Raw genomic sequence first — 25,757 nt, 5'->3', positions numbered from 1 at the left:
TTGTCTGTTAATAATTTTAATTTCCCCGAAGGGCTGGAACTATTTGACCTCTGGAGCCTTGTGGGTGTCGAACCAATACCAATAGGTATCGCTGAAGGCACTGTTGCCCCTCATTGCGTTGTAGTCGGAGAACCGCTTGATGAGTTCCGGCATCTTGATGTATTTCTCCCACGTGGTCTGGCTGGCCCCCGTTCCGGCGAGCCATATCATCAGTGCCTCCTGGTAGACGGGGAAGATCCGCCCCACGCCGTTGCGCATGCAGTAGCGGTCGTAGTCGCGCTTGAAGTTGGCTATATCCTTCAGCATCAGGTCACTACAGAGAATATAGTCGAGGGCTACGGTGTTACGCGGATTGCTGTCGAGGAGTTCCATCATTATCACGTGGGCATTGTCGCTTGTGCGAAGGGTATCCTTGCGGTTCACCATCGCCTTTTTAGCGGCATAAACGGGATTATGCGGAGCCGCAAGAGCCCACGAATGGTAGACGGCGGTCTTGTCGAGCAACCGCAGATACTTGTCGGCAGCCTTCGTGTCACCGCTGACGATATTGACCTCGGCGAGCCGCTTAATCATCCCCACATTGCGGTTGTCGGGCGAAAAGACAAGAGCCTGGAGGGCCGCACGCTCGGCGAAGGTGGCATCGCCAAGGGCCCAGTAGAGTTCATTGATGCGTTTCAGGGTGAGCAGCGGTGTCGAGGGGCCGATCTTCTCGAAGGTTCCAAGGTAGTTGTCGGGATATTTCAATATCACGTTTGGCAGATTACCACGCTGGGCCTGCACGAGATTGTAGAAGAAGAGCTGTCCTTCGGTCGGCGACGGTGTGGCCTCGACCATTGCCGTCACCTTGTCCCAGTTGCCGAGACGGTATTCGGCAGCCGCGCCGAAGTCGGTTTCGAGGTCGAATTCCGGTTTTACAATCTTCCCCATGCCCGGCCATGAGTACATATCGCCGGCATCGAGCCAGTAGAAGCGCTTTGTGGCGGGGACGGCAAGGAGCATCACGAAGATGGACACAAGGGCTATGGCAGCACCCGTCCGCCGCCGCCCGCTGGCCTCAAGAATCAGCAGGCACACGGCACAGACCATCCATCCGTAGCCGAAAAGCACGAAGCTGAGGGGCATGGGCAGGAGCAAGAGAGCATAGCGGCAGATGCTGTTGCCGATATGGCGCGATAGCAGTGCAGCACCACAGAAGAGCAGCAGGGAGAAGAGCACCGACAGCACCGATGACAGCAGGTAGCTGTAGTGCCACGTAAAGGCAAATAGGAGTGTGGCTACGAGCAGGCCGGCAAGCCACGTAGCCCGTCGCATTCCGGCCGCACTGAGGCTCCATCGCACCGCGAGGCCGGTGATGGTGACGGCAAGGGAGAGGATGACAGGACCCGCAAAGCGGTAGTAATAATACTGCGTGAGCCAGTCGCCGACGAGCCTCGACAAGCCCGCGGGTTTGTCGAAATAATGGCGGAGGTACTCGCCAGTCTGGAGGAAAAGCTGATTCTGTTCCTGATAATAGAAGTGATAGGGGTACAGAAACTGATAGAAACAGAAGATGATAACGGCAAAAAGCAAGGTGCATACCGCTATTATCGGACGGTGCCATGCACCGACGGAGGTGGCTGAAAGCATAGCCTTATGGGGTTTAAACGATCCAACGTTCATTTTTCCAAAGTATTGACAGACTGTATAATTTAGTATAATAGGTTACAAAGAGCATTGGATGACAGCTATATCGTGGCCGTACATTCCATCTCGATGAGCCACTCCGGACGGCAGACTTTCGCGGCTACGATGATGAAAGGCTTGTCGGGGAACCGTGCTTTCATATACCCGTCGACGAGATTATAGTCGCTTGGGTCACGGAGATAAATGACAAAATAGTTGACATTGTCCAGACTGGCACCACCATCGCTGAGCAGGGCGTCGATATTCTCGAGCAGACGGCGCGTCTGGAGGCCCACATCACCAATGTGGACTACCCGTCCGCGACTGTCGATACTCGCTGTTCCGGAGATGAGGAAGAGGTTCTCGCCGCCGTGGCTGATGCGCGTCCCGCGCTCGAAGGCCACACCGTATTCGTGGGTGGGGTTCAGATGGTCGAGGGCTTCGAGGTATTTCTTGTCGTTCTCGGCAATCGTCGGGAGTGTCAGGAAGTCGATGGCCACAAGTGCATGGCGCACAGCTGTATGGCCGCCGATGCCGGTGGAGGCGACATAGTTGGTGTCGGCAGTGAGCCCATAGCGGTCAAAGATGTCGTTGCGGGCTCTCACCACACCGGCATAGTTGACATCGATGCCGGCAACGTAAATCCATGTGCGCACAAGATTGGTGTTCATCGTCAGACCGCTATCTTTTATACTGTCAAGATATTTGCCAAACAGCAGCATCGTCTGCTGGTAGCTGTCGAGGCCCACAGCCTCATCCTCGGTGAGCCGCAGACTCTGGAAGATGAAATCGTCGGGGCCGTCGGTGGTCCTTGTCAGGACGCTGATCTTGCTCCCGTCGGCAGGTGGCTGACCGACAATGGAGACAGCCTTTCCCGCAAAATGGTTGCGGTAAAGGCTGCTTTCCATCAGGTCGTGGTATTGGTTCTGAGCGTCGCTGAGGAAAATTTTGGCATATTGCAGATGCCGTCCCGCTTGCTCCTCGTCGCGGAGATAACCGGTCAGGGCTGCATCGAGCTCATCTGTACGCCGTTTAAATGTCTCTCTACTTTCAGGTTTAAATATTTTATATCGGTTCATTCAGTAAGGTAAGGTTTAAGATACTTGCCGTTCTATAAACTTTCAAGAATGCGTTTTATCACTACTTCCGCCGATATCTCCCTATTGGCAGCCTCCGGGATGACAAGACTGTGGTCGCTCTCGATGACATCGTCGGTAACGATCAGTCCGCGGCGCACCGGCAGACAATGCATGAAATAGCCGTCGTTGGTCCAGCTCATGTGCTCGGCATCAATGGTCCAGCTCATATCCTTCGACAGAATTTTTCCGTAGTCGGACGCATTCTCCACTCCAGGACAGCTCCAGTTCTTGGCATATACGAAGTCGGCACCTTCGAGAGCCTTCTTCTGATCGTACTCCACGCGGGCTGAACCCACAAATTTCGGGTCGAGCTCATAGCCGTGGGGCTGCGTGATGACGAAGTCGACATCAGCGGCGTTCATCCACTGAGCAAACGAGTTTGGCACGGCCTGCGGTAGGGCACGGCAGTGGGGAGCCCACGTCAGCACCACCTTCGGACGGGAGTTCTTCTTATGTTCCTCGATGGTTATGAGGTCGGCAAAGGCCTGAAGGGGATGGACGGTAGCCGTTTCCATAGCGAAGACGGGACGGCCGGAGTACTTAACGAACTGATTGACAATCGTTTCGGCATAGTCGTACTCACGGTCGGAGAGTCCGGCAAAAGAGCGCACGCCGATAACATCGCAGTAGCAGCCCATCACGGGGATAGCCTCGAGGAGATGTTCGCTCTTGTCGCCGTCCATGATAACGCCGCGCTCGGTCTCAAGTTTCCACGCTCCCGCATTGACATCCAGGACAATGACATTCATGCCGAGGTTCATAGCGGCCTTCTGGGTCGACAGACGGGTGCGCAGGGAGTTGTTGAAGAAAATCATCAACAGGGTCTTGTTCTTGCCTAACCCCTGGAATCCAAAACGGTTTGCTTTCACTTCCTTGGCTTCACTCAATGCCTTATTGAGGTCGCCAATGTCTTCTACATTAAAGAATGTCCTCATATTTTCCTTTATTATTTTATATCCGTGACTGCACGTAACTACTTACGTATCTGTCCATTGCCTTCGATAAGCCATTTGTACGTTGTCATCTCCTCAAGAGCCATAGGACCACGGGCACCGAGTTTCTGGGTACTGATACCTATCTCTGCTCCGAGCCCAAACTGGGCACCGTCGGTGAAACTCGTCGGTGCATTGACATACACACAAGCGGCATCGACCATATCCTCAAAGTGGCGGGCTGCGGCCTTGTCCTCCGTAACGATGCTCTCGCTGTGGCCGCTGCCGTACTTGTCGATATGGGCTATGGCCTCATCGACGGTTCCGACGGTGCGCACGCCCATCTGCATACTGAGCCATTCGGTCCCCCAGACGTTGTCATCGGCAACTTTCTCGAGCAGCGATTCGGGATAGGAGCCGCTGAGAGCCTCGAAGGCTTCGGCATCGGCATGGAGGCGGACGCCTTTCGCTGCCAACGGCGCAACGAGCTGCGGGAGGTCGGCAAGACGCTTGCGGTTGACGAGAAGGCAGTCGAGAGCATTGCAGACGGTGGGGCGGCGCGTCTTGGCATTGTCGACGATGCGCTGTCCCTTGGCCATATCGCCGCTCTCGTCGAAATAGCAGTGGACGACACCGGCACCAGTCTCTATCACCGGAACCTTGGCTGTATCGCGCACAAACGAGATAAGCCGTTTGCTGCCACGGGGAATGCACAGGTCGACATAGCCGACAGCGGTCAGCAGTTCGCCCGTGGCCTCATGGGTAGCGGGGAGGAGTTCAACCACGGAGGGGTCGACGTTATACCGGCGGAGTACCTCATGGATGAGCTCAACCTCAGCGCGATTGGTGCCGTCGGCTTCCTTTCCGCCTTTCAAAATAGCCGCATTGCCACTCTTGAAACAGAGCGAGAACACGTCGAAAGTGACGTTCGGACGGGCCTCAAAAATCATTCCTATGACACCAAACGGCACACTCACCCGACGCAGATGGAGGCCGTTGTCGAGCGTTCTGTCCTTCAGTATGCGGCCGAGCGGCGACGGCAATGTGGCGACATGGCGCATGTCGGCGGCAATAGCGTCGAGACGGTCGGGAGTTAGGAGCAGACGATCGTAGAAAGCATAGTCCTTACCGGCTTTTTCGAGGTCGGCAGCATTAGCCTTGAGGATAGTATCCTTACCGGCAACGATGGCATCGGCAACGGCATTGAGGATGTCGTTACGAACGGTATCGGACACAAGGGCAAGCGTTTTCGACGCTGCCTTGACCTTTTTGAATGTATTTGTTAGCGTCATTGGATTCCTTTTGTATTCTGTAAAAGATATTGACTACCTAGTAAAGCGTCAGGGACGCAGTGCCACAGTGTCAACGGCTATTCCATATATAGATAATCGTAGTGGACGAGAGGACGGATATCGTGGACTCCGATATTCTTCCGGGCCTCATCGGACGAATAAGCGCTGCGGCCGATGGCGATGGTATTGCCCGACGGATCGGCGATATTGATGATGTCGCCCTCCTCAAAATCACCGTCAACGGCTGTCACGCCGACGAGCAGCAGCGATGTGGCCTTTTCGCTCTCTAAGGCCGCACAGGCCTTGGCATTGACGTGGACGACACCCTTGGCGAAGCTCTCGCTATGGGCAATCCACTTCTTCACCTGTGTCGTAGGATTCGGATTCGGCCGGAATTCGGTATGCAGGGTCTGCTGCGGACGTTCCACCAACTCTACAAGAATATTGTCGGTATTGCCGTTAGCGATAATAACCTTTATGCCTTCATCGGCAACCTTCCGTGCGATATTGGCCTTGGTAATCATTCCGCCACGCCCGAAATGGCTCTTGCTCGTCTGGATATACTCGCTGAGATCGCGGTCGTAGTTGACCATCGGGATTATGCGCGTATTGCGGTCGGAAGGATTTCCGTTATAAATTCCGTCCACGTTGGTGAGGATAATGAGGGCGTCGGCGGCCATCATCGATGCCACGAGACCGGCCAACTCATCATTATCGGTGAACATCAGCTCGGTGATGCTCGTCGTATCGTTCTCATTTACAATAGGTATCACCCCGTTCTCAAGCATGACGTTCATACAAGCGCGCTGGTTGAGGTACTCGCCACGGGTGGAGAAGCTCTCTTTCATCGTCAGCACCTGACCGATATGAACGTCATACTCGCGGAAGAGGTCGTAGTAAAGGCCGATGAGCTTCACCTGACCGAGAGCCGAATAGAGCTGCCGTTGCGACACGCTGTCGAGTTTATGGTCAATTCTCAACTCATCACGTCCGGCAGCCATTGAACCCGACGATACAAGTATTACCTCATAGCCGTGCCCACGCAACCATACGAGCTGGTCGACAATTGCCGACATTCGGGTGATATCAAGTTTGCCATCGGCACGTGTCAGGACATTGCTGCCCACCTTTACTACTATTCGTTTCATTTCTTCCTTACATTGTTCATCCCCGGGAGGGGAAGCTGTTAGATTATTTTTTACTGTCTTTCTCTCTTATCTCCACACGGCGGATCTTTCCGGATATGGTCTTCGGCAGTTCATCGACAAACTCTATACGGCGCGGATACTTGTAAGGGGCCGTCTCGTGCTTGACGTGATTCTGCAACTCCTTGACAAGCGCATCGCCGGCCTTGTCCTTATATTCCTTAGCCAGAACGACGGTGGCCTTGACAACCATTCCTCTTACGGGGTCGGGAACGCCGGTCACAGCGCACTCCACGACGGCCGGATGGGTCATCAGCGCGCTCTCGACTTCGAACGGACCTATACGGTAGCCAGAGCTCTTGATGACATCATCGGCACGGCCCACAAACCAGTAGTAACCGTCCTCATCGCGCCATGCAAGGTCGCCGGTGTGATAGAGGCCGTCGTGCCATGCCTTCTTTGTCAGTTCCTCGTCGCGATAATAGCCCTTGAACAGGCCTATGGCCTTTCCGTTGCGGGTGTCGATACATATCTCTCCTTTTTCTCCGTCCTCACATTCCGTACCGTCGGCCTTAACCAGCCGTATGCAGTACTGAGGGTTCGGCTTGCCCATACTTCCCGGCTTTGGCTCTATCCACGGGAAGGTGCCGAGGGTCATCGTGGTCTCTGTCTGGCCGAAACCCTCATGCATCTTCAGTCCTGTGAGCTCATAGAACTTCTCATAGACGGCAGGCTCGAGGGCCTCACCGGCTGTGGTACAGTACTTTAGCGCGCTGAGGTCATACTTCGAGAAGTCCTCCTGAATCATGAAACGGTATATCGTTGGAGGCGCGCAGAACGATGTGACGTGATATTTCTCCATCACCCGCATAATCTTCTCGGCCGTAAACTTCTCGTGATCGAAGACGAAAACTGTTGCTCCGGCGAACCACTGCCCGTAGAGTTTGCCCCAAACGGCCTTGCCCCAACCAGTGTCGGCAACTGTAAGATGGATGCTGTTCTCGTCCAGATTGTGCCAGAACACGCCCGTGGTGAGGTGTCCGAGGGCATAAAGGAAGTCGTGGGCGACCATCTTCGGCTCTCCGCTGGTACCGCTGGTGAAGTACATCAGCATGGTATCGCCGTTCTCGTTGACGAAGTCGGGGCGATGGAATGCCGGTGCCTTAGGCCACTCCTCATGCCAGTCGTGGAAGCCCTCGGGAATAGGATGCTTGCCGACCTGCGCCATGGAATTGACCGCTACGAGAACTTTCACCGTAGGACTATCGGGCATAGCATTCGCAATCTGCGTGGTGACATACTCGTCGTTGGCACAGATAATGGCCTTGACTGAAGCCCGCTGATTACGGTATTCAATATCTTTCGCTGTGAGCATGTGGGTTGCGGGTATGGCTACGGCACCAATCTTGCACAACGCCATCATCGACAGCCACCACTGATAGTGGCGCTTGAGGATGAGCATCACCTTGTCGCCCTTGCCGATGCCGAGGCTGAGGAAGTAGGCTGCGGTGCGGTCGGTTTGCTCCTTGAACTGCCGGAAGGTCGTCTTCACCTCCTCACCACGCTCGCTGGTCCACAGCAGGCACTCTTTATCGGGCTGTTCCTCGGCCCACACGTCCATGACGTCATAGGCGAAATTGAAATTCTCGGGAACGATGAAATGCAGGTTATTCTTGAAATCCTCCTCTGAAGAGAAATGAGTCTGTGTTAAGAATCTTTCTATCATGATGTATTTTATTGATAGTCAGTTGCTAATGTTCGATGAAGGTTCACTAAAAGATTATTGCCAAAAACGTCACTGTCTTGCCGTCGAGCGCCCGCATGCAGTGGGGCTGTGTGGAATCGAAGATAATGCTGTCGCCTTTGTCGAGGGTTAGAACCTTACTGCCGATGGTCAGTTCCATACGTCCGCCGAGCACCATATCGAACTCCTGGCCCGGGTGCGAGTTCTTCTGCAGGAACGTATCATCGGGTTTGGGGTCCACCTTCACGATGAACGGATCGGCCTTGCGACCACGGAATCCGCTGGCAAGACTCTGATACTGATATGCCTTACGGCGCTCCACGCTCAGCCCCTTACCACGACGGGTAAGGAAATAGCTGCTCATATGGGGCTCCTCACCGAACATCAGAGCATCGAGCTCTACATTGTAAGCCTTGGCTATCTTTTGAAGGGTACTGACCGAGAGCTCCGTCTCGCCAGCCTCCATCAACTCATACTTCTCTTTAGTCACGCCGCCGGCCTTAGCCACCTCATCTGTCGTGAGGTCGAGCGACTCACGAAGACCTCTCAAGCGGTCACCGATTTGTTTTATTGCTTCTTCCATAAGTATTCGTATAAATTACCGCAAAAGTACAACATTTTCGTGAGAAAGTACTGAAAAACATCCTTTTTCACGTTAGTTTAACGAATAGATATGTCTGGGAATGAAACCGACGGTGCAAAGTCGAGTGAGCTGCATCCGTCATGACGACCCAAGCCAGTGGCCACAGCTGCTTGCCGGACACCAGCCGCAAACTGCTCAGGACAAAGTTTCTACGGTCGCCACGAAGACGGAAACGCAGTCATGCCCGCTGAAGATTTCCTTTAAAGACCTGCTTTCAGGCCGCGGATTACTGCCGACGTGAAGCCGGCATGCTCCATCTCGTTGAGTCCCTTGATGGTCACGCCGCCCGGCGTGGTCACCTGATCGATGGCAGCCTCGGGATGCTGTCCTGTAGTCTGGAGGAGCTCCACGGCGCCACGGACGGTCTGGAGCACGATTTTCTCGGCATCGGCGGCCTTGAAGCCCATCTCCACACCGCCTTCGACGGAGGCGCGGACGTAGCGCATGGCATAAGCGATACCACAGCTGGCAAGCGTTGTGCCCGCTGCGAGAAGGCGTTCCTCGGTGACGATGCTGCCGCCAAGCTCGTCGAAGACGGCCTTTACGGTTGCCGTCTGACTGTCGGAGGCACCCACGGGAACAATGAATGTCATCGACTGCTTCTCGGCAATGGCGATATTCGGGATGACGAGGAAGAACGGGAGTACGCCCGCACCGTCGTCGAGCCATCCGCTGATCTGTTCCGATTTCACTCCTGCCGCCACGACGACAAGCATTTGTTTTTTATAGTCGAGCACAGGCTTAATCTCCTCAATGACCCGTTGTACTATCCATGGTTTCACGACCACGGCCACAATGTCGGAGCCCTGAGCCGCAATGGCGTTGTCGGTGGTCACACTCGCGCCCTGCTCAGCATAACGGACGAGTTTAGCCTCAGTGGGGTCGGCGACGGTGATGTCGCCGACAAGAATTGTATCACTCTTCAGCAGACCCTCGACGAACGCGCCGCCCATGGCCCCTGCTCCTATAACTGATATTTTCATTATCTTTCCTTTATTTTATTTTCCGGCAGCGGCCACCCCGCGAATGTTCCACGAATGGCCGTTGCCGGTTATGCTATTATCACGAATTTCGGTCCACAGCAACATCAGAATCAACAGGATTCCGGTTCTGCCGGGAATGTGGCGAACACCTTATGGAGCCGGTACAGGAAGTCGTCGACATCCGATTTCGTCAGTATTAACGGCGGAAGGATGCGCAGAACATTAGTGCCGGCACCCCCGGTGAAACAATGCTGGTCGTAGATGAGCTTCTTTCTGACCTCACTCTGGGGGATGTCCATCTCCACACCGACCATCAGTCCGCGGCCGCGTACATCCTTGATATGCTGTTCTTTAGCCTGCATCTTCTTCAACTCGCTGATAAGATAGCTGCCCACGACATCGGCATTCTCGACGAGATGCTCCTTCTCGATGACATCAAGAACAGCGAGGGCGGCAGTACAAGCAAGGTGGTTCCCGCCAAACGTCGTGCCGAGACGCCCATAGACGGGCTTGAACTCCGGCGAGATGAGCACACCGGCCATAGGGAATCCGTTGCCGATACCCTTTGCCACGGTAATCAGGTCGGGACGGATGCCGAGCCACTGGTGGGCGAAGAAGCGTCCGCTACGGCCATAACCGCACTGTATCTCGTCGCAGATGAGCACGGTGCCATATTTCTTGCAGGCGGCAGCCAAGCCCTGCGCAAATTCAGCATCGACGACATTGCAGCCGCCGACACCTTGTATACACTCTAAGATACAGGCACATACATCGCCTTTAGCCAGCTCTTTCTCCCAGGCGCTAAGGTCGTTGATGGGAAGAAAAGTCACATGATTATTGGCGTTAATGGGTGCTACAATCTTGGGATTATCAGTCACCTCGACAGCCAACGAAGTGCGGCCGTGGAACGACTTGTCGATGGCAAGGACGCGCTTGCGGCCGTTCTGGAACGAGGCGAGTTTGAGGGCATTCTCATTAGCCTCAGCCCCGGAGTTAATAAGAAACAGCTGATAGTCGTCGTAACCGCTGACCTTGCCAAGGCGTTCGGCAAGTTCAACCTGCAGTTTATTGATGACCGAATTGCTGTAAAAGCCAAGATTATTGAGCTGCCGTGTCAGCATGCTGACATAATGGGGATGGCAGTGGCCGATACTGATGACGGCATGACCACCGTAGAGGTCAAGATATTCCTGACCGTTCTCGTCCCAGACCTTGCAGCCTTTGCCCTTGACGATGTTTACATTATAAAGTGGATATACGTCGAATGTTTTCATATCTTAGAATGCTGAAGCTTTAAGTCTCAATCCATCTCTCTCGTCGAGTCCGAACATAAGGTTCATATTCTGAACCGCCTGTCCCACAGCGCCTTTGAGTAGATTGTCGATACATGAAGTGATAAAAAGTTTTCCGTAGATCTTCTCGCAGTGAACGAGGGCCTTATTGGTATTTACGACCTGCTTGAGGTCGAGGGCCTTGTCGACATAGTGGGTAAACGCCGCATCGCGATAGAAGTTGCGGTAGCCGTCGATGATGGCAGCCTCATCGGCATCGGTATGGACGACGGCAGTGGCGAAGATGCCACGTGGGAAGTCGCCACGGTAAGGGATGAAGTCTATCTTAGCGTCGAACGAGCCCTGCACCTGCTCTATGCTCTGCCGGATCTCGGTGAGGTGCTGGTGCGTAAACACTTTATAGACACTCATATTGTTGTCGCGCCACGCAAAATGCTTTGTCGGTCCGGGTTTCACCCCGGCTCCCGTGGCACCGGTGATGGCATTGACGGCCACGTCGCTGTCGAGGAGATGCATGGCGGCGGCGGGCAAGAGAGCCAGCTGGATGCAGGTGGCGAAGCAGCCGGGATTGGCTATGTGGCGCGCATGACGGATAGCCTCCCTATTGATTTCGGGAAGACCATAAACAAAGTCATGGGCTTCGGCGGTAGGTGTAGGAGTGCTGACGACCTCCTTCGGTTTCCAGCGGAAGTCCTGGGCAAGGTCGATAATCCTGACACTATCGGGAATGGCATGCTCTTTCATGAATGCCTCGCTCTTGCCATGACCGAAACAGAAGAACACTACATCGACGTCGTCGAACGGCATCGCCGACGTGAACTTCAAGTCGGTATCGCCATAGAGCCCTTCGTGCACATCGGTGATGTAATTGCCGGCGTTGCTCTCCGAATTGGCGAAGACCAGTTTCACATCGGGATGATTGACCAACAGCCTTATCAGTTCACCGCCAGTATATCCGGCAGCTCCTAATATTCCTACTCTTACCATAACAATGTATCTTTTCCTATGTGAATATTACAGCCACCGATGCCGCCGTCAGCCTATAGTGCTACAGCGGAGCATCGGTCCTGGCTGATGGAATGTGTTATCTTTTCTCGTCGGGGTGAGTACCGTAATAAACTTTCAGCGGCGTACTGAGAATCTTTATGAATCCCTTGGCATCGTCGGCTGTCCATCCGTGCTGCATCTCACCATACTCGCCGAGTTTCGACTTTGTAAGGTCATCATCAGAATCCACGCCGACAGTCTCGAAGCCATAAGGACGCAGTTTCAGGATTGCCGTGCCGTTGACATGTCGCTGCGAGCTTGTCAGAAAGGCTTCCATATCGGGCATCACCGGCTCGAGATACTCACTCTCGTGGAGGAACATTCCGTACCAGTTGCCTATCTGGTCCTTCCAGTACTGCTGCCACTTGCTCAGCGTCGACTTCTCCAATAGCCTGTGAGCCTCTATAATCAGTTTTGGTGCGGCAGCCTCAAAGCCCACACGGCCCTTGATGCCGATAATGGTGTCGCCGACATTGCAGTCGCGACCGATGGCATAGCTGGCGCCAATCTCCTCAATGGCCTGGATGGCCTTGACCTTATCGTCGAAGTGCTCGCCGTTGACGGCATCAATCTCGCCGTGCTTGAAGGTTATCGTCAGACGGGCCTCAGGCTCCTTGGCAGTGACATGCTTCAGGTAAGCCTCCTCGGGCAGTCCTTGGGTGGGGTCGAGGAGCTCACCGCCACAGATGGACGTTCCCCACAGCCCCACATTATATGAATATTTCAGCTTTGTGAAGTCAGCATAGAACCCATGCTCGTTGAGGTAGTCGACCTCCTCCTTACGGCTCAGGGCCTTGTCGCGGGTCATGGTGATAATCTCCTTTCCCGGTGCCAGCACCTGGAAAGTCATATCGAAACGTATCTGGTCGTTGCCCGCACCAGTGCTGCCATGGGCAATGGCATCAGCCCCAATCTCATTGGCATAGCGCGCTATGGCTATGGCCTGGAAGATGCGTTCCGACGAGACGGAGATGGGATAGCAGTTATTGCGCAGGACATTGCCGAAGATCATGAACTTCAGCGACTTCTCGTAGTATTCCTGAGTGACGTCGAGGGTAACATATTCCTTGGCACCGAGCTTATAGGCGTTGGCCTCATTCTGCTTCAACTGCTCAGCGCTGAAGCCTCCGGTATTTGCCGATGCGGCATACACCTCCCAGCCTTCCTGACTGAGTTTCATCACCGTATAACTTGTATCAAGACCGCCACTGTAGGCGACAACTACTTTCTTTGCCATAATGAAAATCGTTTTCTGTTCGTTTAGTCCCATGCGATTGTCCTTCTCAAGAGGTCGCCGTGCTGACGCTGACCACTACGATGGGCTGGAAATTTCGCAGGGACGAGCGAACAAGGTTTATAAATATATAATGGTTGGGAGATTAATTTACTTTATGCCGTCGATCTTCTTGATTCTCTCGAGGACCTCCTTGCTGAGTTTTGCCGGGAGATGTTCCTCGGGATCGTAGAGCATCGCCGTACAAATGCAGTAGCGGCGGTTGGTGCGGTGGAGGACATCGACATTGATACAGCCCTCGCAGCCGCGCCAGAACGACTCGTCGTCGGTGAGATCATTGAACGTCACGGGGTGATAACCCAACTGTGTGTTCATCTTCATCACCGCCGAGCCCGATGTCAGCGAGAATATCTTTGCCTGCGGCCATCGCACACGGGCAAGGGTGAAAGTCAGGTTCTTGATGCGCTTCGACAGTCCCAGACCGCGGTAGTCGGGATGAACTATCAGTCCTGACGTCGTCACGTAATGCTTGTTGCCCCACGTCTCAATGTAGCTGAACCCGGCAAACTTATCGCCGTCAAGGGCAATGACGGCCTTTGCCTCACGCATCTTCGTGGCAAGATACTCATGGGTACGCTTGGCTATACCCGTGCCGCGCACCTTGGCAGCATCGGAGATAGTCTTCAAAATTGTGTCGACATACTTCTCGTGCGAAGCGTCGGCAACTTTCACCTCTATATTATCTTTCATAGTTGTCTATGTCTGGAATAATGTAACTCAACTCATCGATGACGTCGTCGTAATCGGCTCCCTCCTTAACGACGATGAAAATGGTATCATCGCCGGCAATAGTGCCCAACACATCGGGCACATCACTGTTGTCGATATTGTATGCAATGCTGCTCGCATAGCCCGGACGCGTACGTATAACACCCATATTTCCGGAGAAATTTATGGACAGGAAACCGCTGACAAGCTGCATATCGCTCGCCCGGCGCGGAGTCTTCACCCTTCGGTACATAGTCTCGTTGGGCAGAACATATACATACTTGCCATTCATCGACGCAGCCTTAGCCACCTTCAGTTGCTTCAAATCGCGGCTGAGAGTAGCCTGCGTGAGATAATAGCCTTCTCGCGAAAGGGCATTGAGGAGTTCGTTCTGCGAGCCAAGTTCCTGACTCGAGATTATCATCTTCAACGCCTCCAATCTGTTTGTCTTTGCCTTTGTCATAGGATATTTATCCGTTTTCGTTTGCAAAGATATACAATTTTCAGCGCACAAACAAGAAAAATGCAAGAATTCGCAAACGAATTCTTGCATTTTCCTTATATCAGCATATTCTTACAAAGAATATACAATAATTATCCTCAATATTGTTTTAGCCTGTTATATATGCATTAAATTGCATTAATCATCTCTTCCACCGAATATACGGAGCAGATAGAGGAACAGGTTAATGAAGTCGAGATAAAGATTCAGAGCTCCCAAGAGGGCAATCTTCTGCGCTCCCTCGCCGGCATCGGGGGCCATGGCGAGCATCCGCTTAATCTGCTGGGCATCCCAAGCCGTGAGTCCCACGAAGATCAGCACTCCCACATAGCTTACGATGAGGTCGAGGGTATTGCTCTGAACGAAGAAGTTCACGACCGAAGCGATAATCAGTCCGATAAGCGCCATGAAGAGAATACCGCCGAGTTTTGTCAGGTCGCGCTTCGTTGTCGAGCCTATAAGGGCCATCGCGCCAAACGTTCCGGCGGTGATGAAGAAGACCTCGGTGATTGCCGTCTGCGTGTAAACCATAAAGATGAAGGACAGCAGGGCTCCGTTCAGAACCGAATAGACGACAAACCATGTCGTTGCCGATACCAGCGACAAGCGGTTGATGCGTCCGGAGATGACAAAGACGATAGCAAACTCGGCTATCACCATTCCCCAGAAGACAAGTCGGTTGGCAAAAATCATCTGCATCAGTCCCGGCGACGACGCTACCATATATGATGTGAGCCCGGTAATAACCAGAGCCAAGGCCATCCAGCCGTAGACTTTTCGCATCAGCGCAGGAAAGGCGACCTGCATTTCGAGGCCGCGTTCCTTCTCGTCGACCACTCTTGTAAAATCGTTGTAATCCATAATTCTATCTAATTAATTGAAAGTTTATTAGCTTACAAAAATATGATATTTATTCTGCTCCGCCAACTTATTTATTGGTCATTAGCATTTTTAACTCTCATTAACCGCCTACGGATTCTTCTTTCGTCAGCCCACATTATATTATAGAGAGGGCCGGGACGACAGGAGGATACCGGTAAACAGTATGTAAAGATAATTCACAAGGTTCAGTGCTTTGGATTGTCTTTGTATCCTGCTGACAGTCAACAGGTTGCCAATACATGCCGTTTTGCATTGCGAAACGGTACTTATTAGAACGCAAAACGGTCCATTTCGCAAGCCGAAATGGACCGTTTTAGAAGCCGAAATGATATGTTTCGGAACGATGTAAATATATTTCAATGTTTGACTACCGCAGCGTTGCTCTTTCCGAGCCACAAGGATGAGAGCCAAAATACGCTGTACGCGTTAATCTCTGCACCCTCATGATTCAGCAGGAAGGCTTTATCACGGGCAGTATGCGAGATGTTGGAAGGAGCATCCGTGGCACCGCCCGGCGACAGCCACAGCGGCTGCGGCTCTCAACGGACCTTCGTCGCTGTTCTGTTGTCGCTGTTTATCTGCCGTCCCATCTCCCTTTCGTCAAGTTTGACAGGCTTCGTCGTGAAGTCGGGAGTATTGTACGAGTCGAGAAGTTTATCGTAATAGTCTAACGGATTCTCCTGCGGCAGGAGGAACGGCTTACTGACATTGCCCTTATCATCGACGGATGCGAGGTAGAGTCGCGTGTACAGCCCATCGCAGCGACGGCTGGTGAACACGAACCAATGGGAATTAGCCGACCAGTTGTGCCACGAGTCGGTATTGTCGCTGTTGGCGGCCGTCATCGGCTGTGCCTTTCCCGTCCGCAAGTCGAGGAGCCAGTTGTCGGCTTCCTTGTGCCAGATGGGGAAACAGCCATAGTCGCTCATGGTGAACATAAGGTAGCGTCCGTCATAGGAGGGACGCGGGTGGGTGGCACTCTTCCCCATCTTGCGGGCGTTGAAAATGGTATCAACACGTGTGCCGAAAGAGCCATTGTCGGGGTTGAAGGCAATCTCACAGATATTGTATTTTATATCCTTATAATTGCTGGGGATAGGCTCTGCCGTAGACGAGCAGAAATAGAGTGTCCGTCCGTCGGGCGAGAAAGCCGGATAAGTCTCGTAGTGATCCTTCGTCATCAGCAGCGAATCGAGAATCAGCTGATGCGTCGACGGCTCATAAACAAAGACATCTGAGCTCTGGTCGAAGACCTCTATCCGTTCCGACCTCACGGAATGGAAACTCTGATGGGTGTTGTTTGTCGAGTAAGCGCAGTATTTCCCCGAAGGATGCCAGTAAGGATACACCATTGAGCCGTGGATGGAATCGTTCTTGGCTTTGAGGAGTTCCTCCTTGCCGTCGCGGTGAACGACCGTAGCACCATGCTCGCCCCGGACGTGGAAGGTGTACTGGTCGGGATTGGTGCGGTTGGGAGTGTGGCAGTTGACGCAGGCACCCGGAGCAGCGAGATTGTCGAAGATGGGGGTCTCGTCGAATGTCGACAGGTCGCGCTGGTATATCCCCATGTGGCCGTAGACCTCATAACCGGGAGCTATCCGACGGTATGTCAGACCCCAGTCGCCGATGGCGTAAGGGCTGACGGTCATCGTAAAGTCCTTATACTGAGTCCACTTGCCATCCTTCTCCACGCATACGGTGAATGTCAGCGTACCGCCCTTGTTCTGCCGGGTGAGCGAATGCCAGTCGTCGAGGTCGAACTTTGCATAGTCGCCGTTGGAGTGGACCTCGCCGCCCTTCGACCCTTTCACCGTCACGTCGACACAGTCGCAATCGTCGCCGGTAACGTTGAAGTTCATCGGAGCAATACCGTCGGGGATGGTAACGCCGGAGTAGTCGGGGAAGATGGCCGGCAGTTTGTCGACCTTCGTCACATTTTCCGGTTTCTCGGTACACGAGGCGAGCATCATTGCCGCCATCATATAGACATATATCTTCTTCATATCAATAAACTTCCTTTGATTCTTTCTTTGTTCCTTTGGCTTTCCGCTTGTTTATGAGCATATAGTTCCAGAAGGTGTTGCTCAACGGCGGTGTCGAGAGAACGGGGTCCTCGCGGTTCGACATATAGGCCTGAATGAACTGCACCATCAGCTGCTGCCACTGCGGTTCGATACTGTAAGGCATACCATCGAAACTGCCGTGGCGCTGGGTCCAGTCGAAGACAAGTGCCTGCTGGATAGCGTAAGGGATATGGTCGGTGTAGCCGGCAAAGCGGCCTATAGGATAATACTCCATAAACTTGGTCATATCGCGCTGCACAAGCTCGTAAGCCATAAGGTACTCATAGGCATTACGGTTCTGATAGCAGTGGGTATAGACGAGTCCGAGCATCTGGTCCATCTCAGTATCGGAGAAGAGATAATCTTTTGAAACACGGAACTTACGCAGTCGTCCGTAGACGGGATCGGCGTTAATCTTCTTCTCGTTGCCGAGCATCGCAAGGCGTTCGTCGGCCCAACGCGAATAGAACAGCGAGTGGCTGAGTTCATGGAGGAGCTTGCGAGCCACCGAATAATTTCCGTTTATAATCTCACAAGATATGATTTGCTGACATAGGCGACCGCTGCGGCGGAAGTTAGGAATGGCCTGCTGGGCCTCGAAGAAATAGCGTTCGGCATCGTTGACCATACCGAGTGTATAGAATATCTCACCCGTAGAGATCGGTGAGAGCATATCGCGGGTGAACGTAGGGAAAAGACCCTCACCACCATTCTGATAGAATTCGAAAAGACGGTCGCAGAGTTGTCCCTTCTGACTGAGCGCAAAATTGACGCACGACACTTCAAGTGGTGTCGTGGGCTGCTTCTTTTCCGCCTTTTCTATAATCTTGCCCCAGGCATGCATCCTGACAAGATAGTCGTAGTCGATAATTTCGTTGGCAATGGTGCGGAAGCTGAAGAACACGAGGGCGCAGCCGCCTGCCACAACGGAAATTATCTGTATGGGTATGGCAATCTTGGCTTTTGCCGCCGGCAGCAGACGCAGCAGGAACGGGAAAACAGCCACGAGCGTCATCATCGCGACCTGAGGCCATGGGATATATGCCGGAAAACGGTAGTAGTTGAGACCGCCGAAGAGACGATAGAGTGGCTCGGGCCGGAACTGTGCCACAACGAGGACCGTTGCCACAGCGTATATGGCAGTGCCGATGGCTATCCACGGCGACAGCCGGCGCGACTTATTAGCTAAAACATATATAAAGATGTAGGCCGCAAGGACGAGCATGACAGGACCAAGGAGCCAATAGCTGAGTGGCAGAACGACGACAATAAAGGCCACCCTGACAACAGAATTCGCCCCGCAAGCAACTTTCTGCCATAGAAGCATGAGCAGCTGGACGAGGACGAGGGCCACAAGGAACGACGGCATCACATTGGCATCGCACATATAGGCCAACATCAGTATCGTCGGGACGAAACTCAACGGATACCATACATCGGCTGCCTCCTCACCCTTCGCTATCCGCCACGTAAGGCGCTGGAAGACAAAGAACAACAGCGCGAGGAGTAGAGCACCAACAACAAAAATGTAGTTCCACTGTGTGATGAACTCCGCAATATAATCGGCCAGTCCGCCGGGCACCGCCAAACGCTCCCTGAAGTAGTCGGCAGTGAAGAGGAAGAGCTGATACTGCTCATGATAGCTCAGCAGACTCACCGCCGGCAAAGCCCAGAACACGGCCACAGCGATGGCGAAGACCACTGAGACTACAATTTTCCAATATCGTTGAATGTATTTCATAAAACAAGTCTTTATTTCCTATCAATATTACGAGACTACTTTCTGACAGTCACCTGAGTGCGTTTTCCTTCGAGGATATCGCGTGCCACCTGATGCATATTGAGATTGACCTTCGTCAGCGCGAAGTCAGGAACGTTATATGCCTTAAACTGGGCATGGTAGTATTTCCACGGATTCTGCTGCGGCAGAAGGAACGGCTTTGTCGCCCTACCCTTGTCGTCGACCGACGAGAGATAAAGCCGTGTGTGCACGCCGTCCTCCCGTTTCGACGAGAACACGAACCAGTGGCTGTCGGCACTCCAGTTGTGGTAGCTTTCAGTCTGTTGGCTGTTGCATTCCGTCAGAGGCCAGGCGCGGTGCGTCCGCAGGTCCATCATCCACAGGTCGGCATCGCGCTGGGCTATAGGGAAGTTGCTCCTCGAAGCCACGGTGTACATCAGCCACCGTCCGTCATAGCTCGGACGGACAAGGATGTAGCTGCGGTTGTCACGTCGGCCGTTGAGGAGGGTGTCCACCTTGGTGCCGAAAGTGCCGGTGGCGGCATCGAAAGGTATCGAACAGATAGAGCATTTTACCTTTTCATATTCTCCCGGCAGGTTCAACTTCGGTGACGAACTGTAGAACAGCGATTTACCGTCGGCCGAGAAAGCAGGGAATATCTCTTGATTGCTGTCGTTGAGTTGTGGGGCAAGGATGACCTGGTTCGTCTCGGTGTCGAGCACAAATATATTGCTGAAGGTATGATAAACCTCGAGGTTTTCGTTCTTTCCGGTGAAGAAATTCTGCCATACGGCATTCGACGCATAAGCTACATAACGGCCGGAGGGGTGCCACGAGGCATAGCTGCCGGCCGACTTCACGGGTCCCGTTTTCGTGTTCAGCCACACCGCCTTACCGTTCTTGTAGACAAGGGTGCCACCGTTCTCCCCTCGTATCTGCGACGTAAACTCCTTAGGATCAGTCCTGTTAGGGGTGTGGCAGTTCATACAGCGTCCCGGCACAGCCTTCTCCGTGAGGATGGGATATTCATTAAAGTCGGCCAACGAACGCTGGTAGATGCCGATATCGCCACCCACCTCGTAGCCGGGATCGATGAGACGGTAGGTCAGTCCCCACGCATCGAGACGGTAAGGACTGACAAAGATATTGAACGGACGGTATTGTGTCCAGCCGTCGCCGCGCTTCACCGACACGGTAACCGTCAGCCGTCCGCCTTTATTTCGTTCCGTTAGCGCATGCCACTCGTCAACATCGAAGTCGGCATAGTCGCCGGCGGCGGTAATCTCACCCCCCTTGCTGCCTTTCACCTTAGCATAAACCTCGTCGACGTCATTGCCGACGGCGTTGAAATTCAGAGGTGCAATGCCCGACGGTATCGTAACATCCTTATAATCGGGATAGATGGCCGGCAATTCCGTCGACACCACGGCACCGTTGGGACTGTCGGAGCATGACACCAACAGCATTGTCAGAAAGAATATGATATATAGTTTTCTCATTACCATCACTGTTTATCATTTACTCCATTACTCATTACTCTTGTCTTGACATATCCGGCATATACCGACCCAGGGGCCGTTCCATGACTTTGGATACACCGGACGGCATCCTGGTATCCGGCAGGCAACTGCACATATCCACGCTGCTGCATCACCCAGCCCACATAATTCATAAAGTCACGGATATTTACGTTCAAGAGCAACTGGGCCATATAGTAGTCCATGGCCATCTTGTTATCATTGTTGTTGACGACAAGGAGTCCGAGGAGTTTATCCATCTGACCATAGTCGTACATATAATTCTTCTTGTAACGCACGCGCCGCAGGTAGCCCCACTCAGGATTGGCGTTGATCTTTACTTCGTCGTAAAGACACTGCTCGGCCTCCTCAGCCCATGAGCGATAAAAGAGCGACTGCTTCAGCACATCGAGATACTTCTTCGCTACCTTATACTGTCCGTTGAGGATAAAGCATTCAGCTATGCGCTTCATGCATCGTCCGCTCTTCCGTCCATTGAGTATAGACTCCTGAATATCATACATATACCGTTTTGCGGAATTTATCATTCCAAGATGATAGAAGGCTTCCGCCGACGGAAGATTTGAAAAGTTGTCTCGTACCGACGGCATGATGAGTGCCGACGGCCCGTCCTGATAGAACTCAAACTGCCTGTCGGCCAACTGTCCGGTCATGGCAAGGGCGAGATTGACGGCATTCGACGAGTATGTTGTCCTGACCTGATACTTCTCTGCACGGTCGATAACATCCTGCCAATGGCCCTCGCGGACAAGCCAGTCCTGCATCAGAAGTTCATATCTGTCCTTAGGATACCAACATTCAATGCATATCACGGCCGCCACGGCAACAATAAGGCAAGCGCAAGCCGCAACCCATGCCCGGTCCAGCCAACCCATAAGATTATTCTGTCTGCCGAGAAGGGCCAGAAGAACGACCACCACAGGAACTATCCACAGTGTGCCGGGAGTATCAAGAACAAGGGGAATGCGGTAGTAGTTGATACCGAGAAGTACTTCTTTCAAAGGGTATTCGTCGAGGATAAAGGCATAAGCCATCAGTTCGACAGCAAGGAGCCACAATATCGTCCACCATTCCTTTCGCCAGTCGCCAACGATACGCAGCAAGACGTACAGCACCGTCATGGGACCCGCAAGCCAGTAGAGCAATGGCACAATGACAATATCGCCCCACCAACTGATACGTCTCAAGCCTAAAGTCGCTGCAAGGACCATTGCCAACGCTACCTCATACGACAGCAGGACGTTCTCGTTGCCCATCACGCCCGTAAGAAGTACGACGGGAAGCAAAGACAAGATGAGCAGCGTCCACGTTTCTGATGCGTGATGGCTAACAACGGCAAGCGTCAATCTCTGCACTGCAACGCCGAGGAACGCAAGGGCCAGTGCTCCGAGCCAGGGAAGATGGTAAAACTGGACGATGAACTCGCTAATCCAGTCGGCCAGTCCCCCCGCCACAGCAAAACGGCTGAAGAAGTAATCAGTCGAGAACAGGAACAACTGGTTCTCCTCCTGGTAGTTAAGTGCTTGAGGATAGCCGACAAACCAGAAAAGGAATAAGGCCACAAGCACCGCAAGTGCCATGAGCAGACTGCTGTATCGGTTGATGAACGATTTAATGGTCATTGTTTTTCACCTGTGATACGTTTCAGAAAATCCTTGAAAACACCCGCCGGCTGACGGCTGCGGAAAGCCTTGTTGAACGAAAGATAGTCTTTCTGCATAGCCTTCAACTTATTTGTGGCACTGTCGGACGGATGCCGGTCGTTCTGGTATCTCAATTTGTTGTAAGCGACATTGCGACGGATAATCTGGTCTTTCCACGCTTGCAGGGAATCGTTCTGAGGCGTTCCGGCAGTGGTACTGTTCGGGCCAATAGTGACATTGACATCGCCGGGCTCAGTGACAACGAGTAGCTCCTGCACATTATCACGGTAATGGTAGTCGAGGCGTATGACTTCCATACCGGTAGAGTCCTTAGTAAACTCAAACTTCCCGTCCTTAATAACCGTCGAATCGACATGGGCAGCATCCTGCACACCATCAACGGGAACAAGAAATACTTTTATCCCCTCCTTGCTCTTGTCTGGCACTATGCCGTGGATGCGGCACTCAGCAGAACGGCTGGATGAAGAGCAACCAAAGAACATAAAAAGGCAGCAAGCCAATATTGAATACATGTAGAAATTTCTCATTTAATCAGTAGCTTATCAATTTAGTTCGTATCTAACTACAAAATTACAATTTTTTTGATACAAATGCAAGACTATCGGCAACTATTTTCGCATCTATTCACCAACTGTACTTGCTAAATATACATCAACAAAAAAGCGGGCAAGAAAATCCCGGACCTGCAAGTAACAAGTCCGGGAAATTCTATGATGATGTTATTTCATCATTTCTTCTTGAAGGCCCACCATGTAGCCTCAGACCACGAACCAGTACCCGGCTCTGCGAAGACGAGCTTCATCTTCGAATCATCAATCTGCATGATTTCGAACGAAGTCGGTTCCTTTCCATTGCCGTTAATCTTGAACGGGAACAGAATTGATCCGGCAGAGGTTTTCAGATCGCCCTTCTTCCAATCGTCAGCGGTAGACATATCAAAGCTGAACGTACCCTTACGGATTTCCTTACCCGTAGCGTCGTAGCACTTTATCTGCTTACCGGCAATCGACCATACCATGTATGCATTGGGGTCTTCCTCTCCTGGTTGACGGTTGCCGACAGAATGCGCTGTCTGACCGCTGAGGTCAGCAGGAGCGCAAGCCCACCAGATACCATTACCATCATTGACGAACGAAGCGTTATCTCCGGCCTTGTAGCCCATGTTACCCCACGCGCCGCCATCGGCACGCCAGCCAGTATCCCATGTCCATGTCTTTGACGACATGTCGGTGAAAAACTTCCACTCCGGAGCAACATTAAGATACTGATTGATAGTCACAGACTTCTTTACCGATGTTGTCGTTCCATCGAAGTTGGCACGCTCGATAGTCCATGTCTGGTCGTTAGCGCCTCCTGGACTGACTTCAAAGTATCCGCCCGTTCCCTGATAGACAAGAGCACCGGTCTCGTCGGTAACTTTCACGTATCCGGCACCACCTGTGCTAAGCGTAACGCAGTTGGAGTTAGCCGGATCCTGGGTAATAGTAATTTGCGAGGCCATCTGCTCACTGGAAATTGCGGCAGGTGCGCTCTTGTCATCCTCCGAAGGATCACAAGCAGTGAAAAGCAACACAGCTAATGGCAGGGCCAAATATATCTTTTTCATATTCTTACAGCTTAATTAAGTTACTTGTTGATTATTACTTCCAACCCTGATACTCAGACTCTGCAGTTGTCCAGCCTTCGTTCTGAACAACAGTACCTATAGACACCTGATCTTCCGGCATCTTCTGGAATCCAGCTGTAGCATTATAGCGTGCTGCATAACCACCATTGTGCGGAGTGTTAGTATCTTCCTGACCACAGTAGTAAATCTTCTGGCCATTCTGTTTCTGAAGAGCAGCAGCAGCAATATGCCACCTTCTAAGGTCATTCCAACGTATTCCCTCACAAGCGAGCTCCCAACGGCGCTCGTTCTGAAGAGCTGTCAGAGAGTAAGAGCCGATAGGAGGAAGACCTGCACGCTCACGGACGTGGTTGATACCTGCAACATCTTCTTTCAACTCGCTCTGCATGAGCAGGACATCAGCGAAGCGGATGAGAACGAGATCATGGATGCTGCCAAGCTGCATATTCTCCACACCGGACACGTCCCAGTTTCCCGGATACATCACATTCTCAAATGTGCAAGAATATCCGCCTTTTACGTCAGCATTCTTCGCAGTGATTGGAGCCCACTTCTTTGCGTAGTAATCAGTTTCCTGAACGAAGTCAGCCCATCCGCCACGCGTATAGTCAGGCATTTCATCCTTGTCGTTGACATCAGCAACGGTAGCCTTCAGACGCATATCGTTAGGCTCAGTAGCCTTCCAGTCGTTAACGAGGTTTGGAGCTACAGGACCAGCGCCCCATCCCTGGCCGAACGGGAATGTCTTAGAGTAGTCCTGACCACCACGGACACCGAAGTGCAATGCATAGCCGTTAGCATATCCGATAGTAGTGCTCCACGACGCGAACTTATTGAACTTGATAGCGAACATCGACTCCGGATTGTTGTCAACGCCCTTGTTGAGGTCATCCTCTACCCACTTAATACCAGGCTTTGCCTTGTAGCCGACAATAGAATCGGTAACTCCATCATGTGCTTTACCCATTACAGGCTCGTTGGTGTACGGATAATCAGGAGCTGTGCAACGGTTGGTGTAAGCCCACAGGTTACGGAAGTCCGACACAAGAGAGTATCCAGAGTTGTCCACACAGTCATCGATATAGCCGATAACATCCTGCTTAGTAAGCGTAGTGCCGTCAGGCAGGTCGCAAGAAGTCAGCGGATTGTATGTAGTACTCGTTTCATCGGCAATAGTAGTGCCATTGCAGAAGAAGCCAGAGTAGAACAGCCATGCGCGGCCGAGCATAGCCTCAGCGGTGTACTTATCGACATGTCCATCCGATCTGCGCTTTGCAGGCATATCACGTGATGCATCGCGAAGGTCCATAAGGATCTGTTTCCATACATCCAGGATATCACCCTGCTTTATGTCCTGGCCGCCCGGTTCTACGCGAAGTGGCACATTACCGTACATCGAAGACAGCTCATAATAGTAGAACGCACGCAAGAATTTTGCCTCGCCGAGAGTCTGGGCTTTCTTCTCATCACTGAGCACACTGCTGCCCTGCAACGACTGTATAAGGGTGTTTGCGCGGCTTATTCCCTCATAACGCTGTACATAGAAGTCGTTGGTCATGTTTGCATTGTAGCTGCAAAGGAGATCCTCGGCCTGCATCAACTTATCGTTGACACCACCGCCTCCAAGGTCATCGTCGCTGGCCAGCTGCGCATAGTACAAGAATGATTCCTGAGGATTGGCATTTACAGCATTCAGATTCTGATAAATACCAGCCAGAGCAGCATCGGCATCAGCTTCTGAGGCCGGGAAGTTTCCCGAAGCAATCTCACCATAGTTCTCCACGTCGTTGATGCCGCAGGAAGCAAGGCTGAAAGCTGTAATGGCCGTAGCTGCTAATAAATATATCTTTTTCATTGTA

General features: G+C 52.5%; 21 protein-coding genes. All 21 read right to left on the bottom strand.

The window, feature by feature from the left end:
• Positions 1–39 precede the first annotated feature (39 nt).
• Positions 40–1,659 carry a DUF6057 family protein gene (locus tag LDN30_RS02740; protein ID WP_223928674.1) on the bottom strand — a complete coding sequence of 540 codons (1,620 nt, stop codon included), beginning with the start codon at positions 1,657–1,659 and terminating at the stop codon, positions 40–42.
• A 65-nt stretch (positions 1,660–1,724) separates the two neighbouring features.
• Complete coding sequence (locus LDN30_RS02735) at positions 1,725–2,741, bottom strand: Rid family hydrolase (RefSeq protein ID WP_223928673.1); 1,017 nt, start codon at positions 2,739–2,741, stop codon at positions 1,725–1,727.
• Between the two features lie 32 nt (positions 2,742–2,773).
• Positions 2,774–3,736 (bottom strand): Rossmann-fold NAD(P)-binding domain-containing protein, encoded by a 963-nt coding sequence (locus LDN30_RS02730; RefSeq protein WP_223928672.1) that lies wholly within the window; start codon positions 3,734–3,736, stop codon positions 2,774–2,776.
• A 38-nt stretch (positions 3,737–3,774) separates the two neighbouring features.
• Positions 3,775–5,025 carry a glutamate-5-semialdehyde dehydrogenase gene (locus LDN30_RS02725; RefSeq protein WP_223925169.1) on the bottom strand — a complete coding sequence of 417 codons (1,251 nt, stop codon included), beginning with the start codon at positions 5,023–5,025 and terminating at the stop codon, positions 3,775–3,777.
• Positions 5,026–5,102: 77 nt separating this feature from the next.
• Positions 5,103–6,173: a glutamate 5-kinase gene (gene proB / locus LDN30_RS02720; RefSeq protein ID WP_223925167.1), complete on the bottom strand. Its 1,071-nt coding sequence runs from the start codon at positions 6,171–6,173 to the stop codon at positions 5,103–5,105.
• A 43-nt stretch (positions 6,174–6,216) separates the two neighbouring features.
• Positions 6,217–7,896 (bottom strand): AMP-binding protein, encoded by a 1,680-nt coding sequence (locus LDN30_RS02715; protein ID WP_223925165.1) that lies wholly within the window; start codon positions 7,894–7,896, stop codon positions 6,217–6,219.
• Positions 7,897–7,942: 46 nt separating this feature from the next.
• Entirely contained in the window at positions 7,943–8,497 is a 555-nt protein-coding gene (locus LDN30_RS02710) for a helix-turn-helix domain-containing protein (RefSeq protein WP_223925163.1), read from the bottom strand.
• 260 nt (positions 8,498–8,757) lie between these two features.
• Positions 8,758–9,540 (bottom strand): pyrroline-5-carboxylate reductase family protein, encoded by a 783-nt coding sequence (locus LDN30_RS02705; RefSeq protein ID WP_223925161.1) that lies wholly within the window; start codon positions 9,538–9,540, stop codon positions 8,758–8,760.
• Between the two features lie 110 nt (positions 9,541–9,650).
• Positions 9,651–10,814, bottom strand: a complete 1,164-nt coding sequence (locus tag LDN30_RS02700) for an aspartate aminotransferase family protein (RefSeq protein WP_223925159.1) — start codon at positions 10,812–10,814, stop codon at positions 9,651–9,653.
• A gap of 3 nt (positions 10,815–10,817) precedes the next feature.
• The gene (argC, locus tag LDN30_RS02695; protein ID WP_223928671.1) at positions 10,818–11,819 is read right to left on the bottom strand and encodes an N-acetyl-gamma-glutamyl-phosphate reductase; all 1,002 of its coding nucleotides are present in this window, start codon (positions 11,817–11,819) and stop codon (positions 10,818–10,820) included.
• 97 nt (positions 11,820–11,916) lie between these two features.
• Positions 11,917–13,116, bottom strand: a complete 1,200-nt coding sequence (locus LDN30_RS02690) for an argininosuccinate synthase (protein ID WP_223928670.1) — start codon at positions 13,114–13,116, stop codon at positions 11,917–11,919.
• A 147-nt stretch (positions 13,117–13,263) separates the two neighbouring features.
• Positions 13,264–13,863: a GNAT family N-acetyltransferase gene (locus LDN30_RS02685; protein ID WP_223928669.1), complete on the bottom strand. Its 600-nt coding sequence runs from the start codon at positions 13,861–13,863 to the stop codon at positions 13,264–13,266.
• Entirely contained in the window at positions 13,853–14,344 is a 492-nt protein-coding gene (gene argR / locus LDN30_RS02680) for an arginine repressor (RefSeq protein ID WP_223925151.1), read from the bottom strand. The genes LDN30_RS02685 and argR overlap by 11 nt, the downstream gene beginning before the upstream one ends.
• A 177-nt stretch (positions 14,345–14,521) precedes the next feature.
• Positions 14,522–15,244 carry a Bax inhibitor-1/YccA family protein gene (locus LDN30_RS02675; protein WP_223925149.1) on the bottom strand — a complete coding sequence of 241 codons (723 nt, stop codon included), beginning with the start codon at positions 15,242–15,244 and terminating at the stop codon, positions 14,522–14,524.
• Positions 15,245–15,804: 560 nt separating this feature from the next.
• Positions 15,805–17,268 (bottom strand): TolB family protein, encoded by a 1,464-nt coding sequence (locus LDN30_RS02670; RefSeq protein WP_223928668.1) that lies wholly within the window; start codon positions 17,266–17,268, stop codon positions 15,805–15,807.
• Between the two features lies 1 nt (position 17,269).
• Positions 17,270–19,069, bottom strand: coding sequence for a DUF6057 family protein (locus tag LDN30_RS02665; protein ID WP_223928667.1), 1,800 nt, complete (start codon positions 19,067–19,069; stop codon positions 17,270–17,272).
• Between the two features lie 35 nt (positions 19,070–19,104).
• The gene (locus LDN30_RS02660) at positions 19,105–20,568 is read right to left on the bottom strand and encodes a TolB family protein (RefSeq protein WP_223928666.1); all 1,464 of its coding nucleotides are present in this window, start codon (positions 20,566–20,568) and stop codon (positions 19,105–19,107) included.
• A 5-nt stretch (positions 20,569–20,573) separates the two neighbouring features.
• Entirely contained in the window at positions 20,574–22,229 is a 1,656-nt protein-coding gene (locus tag LDN30_RS02655) for a DUF6057 family protein (protein ID WP_223925141.1), read from the bottom strand.
• Positions 22,226–22,798 carry a DUF4369 domain-containing protein gene (locus LDN30_RS02650; RefSeq protein ID WP_223928665.1) on the bottom strand — a complete coding sequence of 191 codons (573 nt, stop codon included), beginning with the start codon at positions 22,796–22,798 and terminating at the stop codon, positions 22,226–22,228. Before LDN30_RS02650 ends, LDN30_RS02655 begins: the two co-directional genes overlap by 4 nt.
• A gap of 200 nt (positions 22,799–22,998) precedes the next feature.
• Positions 22,999–23,877 carry a hypothetical protein gene (locus tag LDN30_RS02645; RefSeq protein ID WP_223925140.1) on the bottom strand — a complete coding sequence of 293 codons (879 nt, stop codon included), beginning with the start codon at positions 23,875–23,877 and terminating at the stop codon, positions 22,999–23,001.
• Between the two features lie 34 nt (positions 23,878–23,911).
• On the bottom strand, positions 23,912–25,753 hold the full coding sequence (locus tag LDN30_RS02640; RefSeq protein ID WP_223925138.1) for a RagB/SusD family nutrient uptake outer membrane protein: 1,842 nt from the start codon (positions 25,751–25,753) through the stop codon (positions 23,912–23,914).
• Positions 25,754–25,757 lie beyond the last annotated feature (4 nt).

This window comes from Prevotella lacticifex, from assembly GCF_019973375.1.
GTDB classification, from domain to species: Bacteria; Bacteroidota; Bacteroidia; order Bacteroidales; family Bacteroidaceae; genus Prevotella; species Prevotella lacticifex.
The sequence above is the reverse complement of the archived record's forward strand: the minus strand, read 5'-3'. Positions and strand labels throughout refer to the sequence as shown.